Here is a 4,473-nt window from a genome sequence, read left to right on the forward strand (position 1 = left end):
CGCATGCCAGACCGGCACCGTCGCGGCGCTGGCCGGGGCGGCAACCGCCATGGCGAACAGGGCCGCGCGGATCATTCTGCGGCCCTCGCATCGAGCCCGGCCAGCAGACCAGCGCGATAGGCCTTCATGACGTCAATCGCCTCGTCGGTCTCCTTCACCGCGCGCAGGCGACTCTCTTCGTCGCCCGCCCGCTCGGCCTCGGCCTGCGCGATCACGGCCTCGCTGGTCTCTTTCAGCGTCTGGACATGCGTGATGATCGCCGTTGCGCCGGTGGCCGAAACCGACCGCCGCAGGAAGTTGGCGAATGCAATGTCGCCCGTCGCCTTCTGCAAGGCCGCGACCTGCGCAAAGGTGATGTCGAGGTGCCCGTTCTGGATCTTCGAGATCGTGCCCCGCGACACCGGCTCGCCAAACTCCGCCTCGATGGCGGCGCAGGCCGCGTCCACCCCGCCCACCCGGGCGATCAGCGCACGCGCCATCTGCGTGAACAGACGCTTATTCATGGGAAACGCCTTTTCCTTGGGGTTTGACCGCGCCCCGCGCATGTTCAGCGCATGGAGCAAAGCCATTTTGATCGTGCATTTGACCTTGGGGGGCCGTGGACAGCGCGCATTTCGGCGGTCCATTGTGGCGCCGCGCCGATGAGCCAACACCGGCGCGGCCAACCACACGGCTCAGCGAAAGGAGCGCCGCATGGAAGACAGCGTGGAAATCACGTCGTTCCGGTATCAGGACAGAAGCGACAAGGGCCTGCCCCCGGTGATGCTGGTCAGGTTCTGGGCAAGCACAGAGGGGGCCATCGAACGGACCGCCGAGAGCGCAGAAGGCCACGTGGCAATCGATCTGGCGCCGTCTGCCGACTATGCGGCGATGGAGCGCGAGGCGCTGTCGGAGGTTGCGCGCTATCTCCGACAGGTCGCGGATGCCGCGGAAGCCTACAGCCGAAAGCGATAGCCCATATCGAGCGCCGCATTGATCCGACCGACCAGCTTCGCGCCGTCCTGCTCTCTGGAAAGCGCGGCTGTCTTCCGCGCCAGGCACACAACGGCAACCACCAGCGCGGTTTGGCCGAGGATCAATGTCGCAATCAGATACCCCATGCTCGGGTCTCCCTTGATGGTGGGGAAAACGGGGGCGCAGCATCAGGCGGCGTCCCCGGTGGGCGTGGGGATGAAGTCAGCCGGGGAAAGGTGGACGCCCCTTTCGGCGGCAAGCTCAAGGAGCTTCGGAATGTGCCTGTATGGCACAAGCCCGTCAGTGCCTCCCCGTTCGCGAGAGGCCTGCCACATCGACACCCGCGTCCGGTGAATGCCGATGGCTTTCGCCACTGCGGAGGGGCCGCCGAGGGCCGAAATGATGCTGCTAGCCGGTTCCATGCCCTCGTTGTAGCGATTTTAGCTACTTCGCGCAATACACCTTGTAGCGATTTTCGTTACAGATGATGCTTGGCGTCGCGGATATGCTGTTCGCTGAGATGGCTCCGCGAACCCCGATATCAGCGCCCCTCAGCGAATGGCTCGTTCAAGCTCTGGATTACTCAGGGCTGAGCCAAACGGCCTTGGCCGAACTTCTTGATGCGCGCGTCCAGAAGAAGATTGATCGCTCGATCATCAACAAAATGACGCTGGGCAAGAGAACGATTTCGGCCGAGGAAATGCTGTTGATCTCTGAGATTACCGGCTTTGACCTTCCCAGCGATGCGGTTCAGGTCCCCACCATCGCCATAGCTGGCAAGGTCGGCGCTGGCGCGCGGGTGCCGGTCTTTGACGCTTACGAGAAGGGCGACGGCCCGCAGGTCGAATGCCCGCCCGGCCTGTCACCGCACAACATCGTGGCGGTGGAGATCGAGGGCGACAGCATGGAACCGGTCTACTCGGCCGGCGACCTGCTGTTCTTCACCCGCTGGTCGGACGGAAGCGTGCCCAGCGAGGCGGTAGGCAAGCGATGCGTTTGCGAGTGCGAAGAGGGGCTCGGCTGGGTGAAGGTGGTCCGCCCAGGACGAGACCATGGCACCTTCGATCTGCACAGCTTCAACGACCAGACGCCGACGATGTACGGGGTCCGGCTCAAGTGGGCGGCACCGATAAAGCTGCACTGGCCTGCGGAATTGGCGAGGAAGGTAGACGGATGAGCAAGTTCAGAGCGCTTTGGGGGCGGATCGCGGCCAGCTCTTGGGCGGCCGCCATCGTTGGTGTTTCGGTCGCCGCACCGACTGCATCATATGGCGAGATCGGGCGCTGTCACGACATTGCGGACAGCAGCGGCCGTCTCGAATGCTATGACTTGGAAAGCGGATACGCCGCTGAACCTTCGGCCGATGCAAGCGCCCTTGGGCAGTGGGTGGTGGAGACCGAAGTTTCAAAGATTGATGACTCCACAAATGTGTTCCTTACGCTTGATAGCGGGACGTTCACGAACTGCCGATACGACTCGGCACCCCATCAGATCGGGATCGCCTGCAGAGAGAACCAGACGAATGTTTGGTTCTTCTTCGGTGGCTGCTATATGAGCGGCATTCAGGGCAGGGGCGCCGTCACCTACCGCCTTGATAAAGACCCGGCCGCGACGAAAAGATTTATCGAGAGCAGCGACAATACCGCTCTCGGGCTTTGGAGCGGGTCATCTGCAATCCCGTTCATCAAAGGCTTGCTTGGCCACGAGAAGCTGTTCGTGCAGGCTGTGCCGGTCTCTGAATCCGGTGTCACCGCAGAATACGACATCACAGGCCTCGACGAGGCGATAAAGCCGCTGCGCGAGGCCTGCAACTGGTGATCTGGCGGCGCAAGAAATACTCTTGACCTTTGTGGAGGAAGATATGGGTGACAAAGAAGGAAAACCGATCTCCAGCACCCGCGGCGCATCGCCAAAGTCAGTTGTCAAGGGCGCCAGCCCTAGGGTTGTGGGTTCGCCCCAGAATGGGGCGTCCCCTAACAAGCTTTCCGGCGCACCGAAGCCCCCGCCGAAGAAATAGCCTATTTCATTCTGATGTTAACACGCCTGATTTGGCTGGCCGGGATGTAGGTCAGCCGCGTGCCCCAGTGCTCGTCGCTGATGCCGGATCGCGTTTCCTCGGTGCCGTTCGGAAGCTCCTCTTCCTCGACAACCATAACGACAGATCCGTCTCCACCAAGATACAGCCCGTCCCAGGCTGCGCCGTGATATTTCGACCTGTCGTTCAGGTACAGAATCCTCCCGTCTTCGGTGTGGACGGATACCTGCCCAACGCGTCTGTCTGTTTGCGCGATCCCGGACCAGGTAGTGTGAACGCCATCGTCACGATGCACCCCTGTCTTGTCCATGCACCAAAGCCAGCATCTGCGCCCCCACCTTCTCCAGACGCCGGCGCAGATGAGGCTTGCCAAGAAGGCGGTTAGGAACGCGGCGACCGGGCCGAACTTCTCGACAAGCAAAAACGCAAGCGTCGCGATAGATGCGAAGGCCAGCGAAATGAAGACGGCATCCGTCGCATCATGGTCGCGCCGAAAGCCCGCATAGGCTGTGACATATCCAAGATACCCGGCGCCAATGGCGACCTGGACCGAAAGGGAGAGTGCGAAGAACTCGCTTGCCAGCATGGGACGCCTCCTTGTGCTATCCATATCATGAGATTTCGACTGTTGCAGGGTTCCGCGATCAGGCGCGCGGTAAGGTGGAAAGTCGGAAACGGGTCCGTTGCCGCCCGCGCCGATGCGACCAGGTGATGGGCGCTATCCCTCGCGTCCTCGCTCATTGGTGCCCCCGCCCATGTCGCGCAGCTCGTCGCGCATCATCGCGGTCCCGATCTCGAACAGAAGCCCCGGCCCGCAGCGCGGCACGGCCTCGGCCGCCTTGCTGCGCACCCGGTGCCAAAGCGTGTCGTCCTTGATCATGCCGGCGAAAGCGTGGCCGCTGCTGGTCATGCGGAACCATGCGGCACCTTCGTCCGCCACCAGGAACCCGGCATCGGCCAGCAACAGCAGGTGATGATGTTCGCGGATCGCGTCCTCGGACGCCGAATGGCGCATCGGGGACGGATGGATCTGACTTGGCTCCGCCTCGATCTTGATCATCAGGGCGCGGATAAGGTCGTCGTCTCGGGTCATGGCCCCCTCCTGTCCGCCCGGGCGACACCGTGTCAGCCCGGTGCTGATAGGGGCAGGATAGCGCGTAGCGAAAAAAGCTACAAATACTATTGCGCGAAGTAGCGATTATCGCTACATTCCCCTTGCTGACCACAGAAAGGGGCACCCATGAAACCGATGAAAACGATCCTGACCACGACTGCCGCGCTGGCCCTGCTGGGCGCGCCGCTGTTTGCCGCCACCGAAACCACGGAAGACCAGGTGGCCGCCGCCACCCCGGCGACCGCCCCGGCCTGCTTCAAGCCGATCCTCGGCACCAACGCGTTCCAGCCCAGCTTTGCGCCGGGCTGCGTCTACTACCGCGCCCCCACCGGCAATGACCGCGATCCGGCCGCGTCCGACGAGGACGGCG

At 62.7% G+C, this 4,473-nt stretch carries 8 protein-coding genes; 4 read left to right on the forward strand and 4 right to left on the reverse strand.

Features of this window, described 5'->3' with window-relative positions; translation table 11 throughout:
- Positions 1 to 71: 71 nt before the first annotated feature.
- The gene (locus BYZ73_RS20595; RefSeq protein ID WP_146746374.1) at positions 72 to 665 is read right to left on the reverse strand and encodes a hypothetical protein; all 594 of its coding nucleotides are present in this window, start codon (positions 663 to 665) and stop codon (positions 72 to 74) included.
- 28 nt (positions 666 to 693) lie between these two features.
- Here BYZ73_RS20595 and BYZ73_RS20600 point away from each other — a divergent pair, with 28 nt between their 5' ends.
- Positions 694 to 954: a hypothetical protein gene (locus BYZ73_RS20600; protein WP_112317493.1), complete on the forward strand. Its 261-nt coding sequence runs from the start codon at positions 694 to 696 to the stop codon at positions 952 to 954.
- Here the strand turns inward: BYZ73_RS20600 and BYZ73_RS22990 are convergent.
- A complete protein-coding gene (locus tag BYZ73_RS22990; protein WP_181498140.1) occupies positions 936 to 1,100 on the reverse strand; it encodes a hypothetical protein in 165 nt (54 codons plus the stop codon). The genes BYZ73_RS20600 and BYZ73_RS22990 overlap by 19 nt on opposite strands.
- Before the next feature lie 458 nt (positions 1,101 to 1,558).
- Here BYZ73_RS22990 and BYZ73_RS20610 point away from each other — a divergent pair, with 458 nt between their 5' ends.
- The gene (locus BYZ73_RS20610) at positions 1,559 to 2,131 is read left to right on the forward strand and encodes a S24 family peptidase (protein WP_245943257.1); all 573 of its coding nucleotides are present in this window, start codon (positions 1,559 to 1,561) and stop codon (positions 2,129 to 2,131) included.
- The gene (locus tag BYZ73_RS20615) at positions 2,128 to 2,772 is read left to right on the forward strand and encodes a type VI secretion system-associated protein TagO (protein WP_112317496.1); all 645 of its coding nucleotides are present in this window, start codon (positions 2,128 to 2,130) and stop codon (positions 2,770 to 2,772) included. Before BYZ73_RS20610 ends, BYZ73_RS20615 begins: the two co-directional genes overlap by 4 nt.
- A gap of 200 nt (positions 2,773 to 2,972) precedes the next feature.
- Here BYZ73_RS20615 and BYZ73_RS20620 read toward each other — a convergent pair whose 3' ends face one another.
- Complete coding sequence (locus BYZ73_RS20620) at positions 2,973 to 3,575, reverse strand: hypothetical protein (RefSeq protein WP_112317497.1); 603 nt, start codon at positions 3,573 to 3,575, stop codon at positions 2,973 to 2,975.
- Positions 3,576 to 3,707: 132 nt separating this feature from the next.
- The gene (locus tag BYZ73_RS20625) at positions 3,708 to 4,082 is read right to left on the reverse strand and encodes a DUF2513 domain-containing protein (RefSeq protein ID WP_112317498.1); all 375 of its coding nucleotides are present in this window, start codon (positions 4,080 to 4,082) and stop codon (positions 3,708 to 3,710) included.
- Between the two features lie 147 nt (positions 4,083 to 4,229).
- On the opposite strand from BYZ73_RS20625, the gene BYZ73_RS20630 reads away from it, so the two are divergent.
- The coding region (locus BYZ73_RS20630; RefSeq protein WP_146746375.1) for a hypothetical protein at positions 4,230 to 4,473 on the forward strand (244 nt) is incomplete at its 3' end.

Source organism: Rhodovulum viride (genome assembly GCF_003265965.1).
Taxonomy (GTDB): domain Bacteria; phylum Pseudomonadota; class Alphaproteobacteria; order Rhodobacterales; family Rhodobacteraceae; genus Rhodovulum; species Rhodovulum kholense.

What these genes read in the sequence shown, in the direction of transcription:
- BYZ73_RS22990 (WP_181498140.1), bottom strand. Translation starts at nt 1,100, where the DNA reads ATGGGGTATCTGATTGCGACATTGATCCTCGGCCAAACCGCGCTGGTG.
- BYZ73_RS20600 (WP_112317493.1), top strand. Translation starts at nt 694, where the DNA reads ATGGAAGACAGCGTGGAAATCACGTCGTTCCGGTATCAGGACAGAAGC.
- BYZ73_RS20620 (WP_112317497.1), bottom strand. Translation starts at nt 3,575, where the DNA reads ATGCTGGCAAGCGAGTTCTTCGCACTCTCCCTTTCGGTCCAGGTCGCC.
- BYZ73_RS20615 (WP_112317496.1), top strand. Translation starts at nt 2,128, where the DNA reads ATGAGCAAGTTCAGAGCGCTTTGGGGGCGGATCGCGGCCAGCTCTTGG.
- BYZ73_RS20625 (WP_112317498.1), bottom strand. Translation starts at nt 4,082, where the DNA reads ATGACCCGAGACGACGACCTTATCCGCGCCCTGATGATCAAGATCGAG.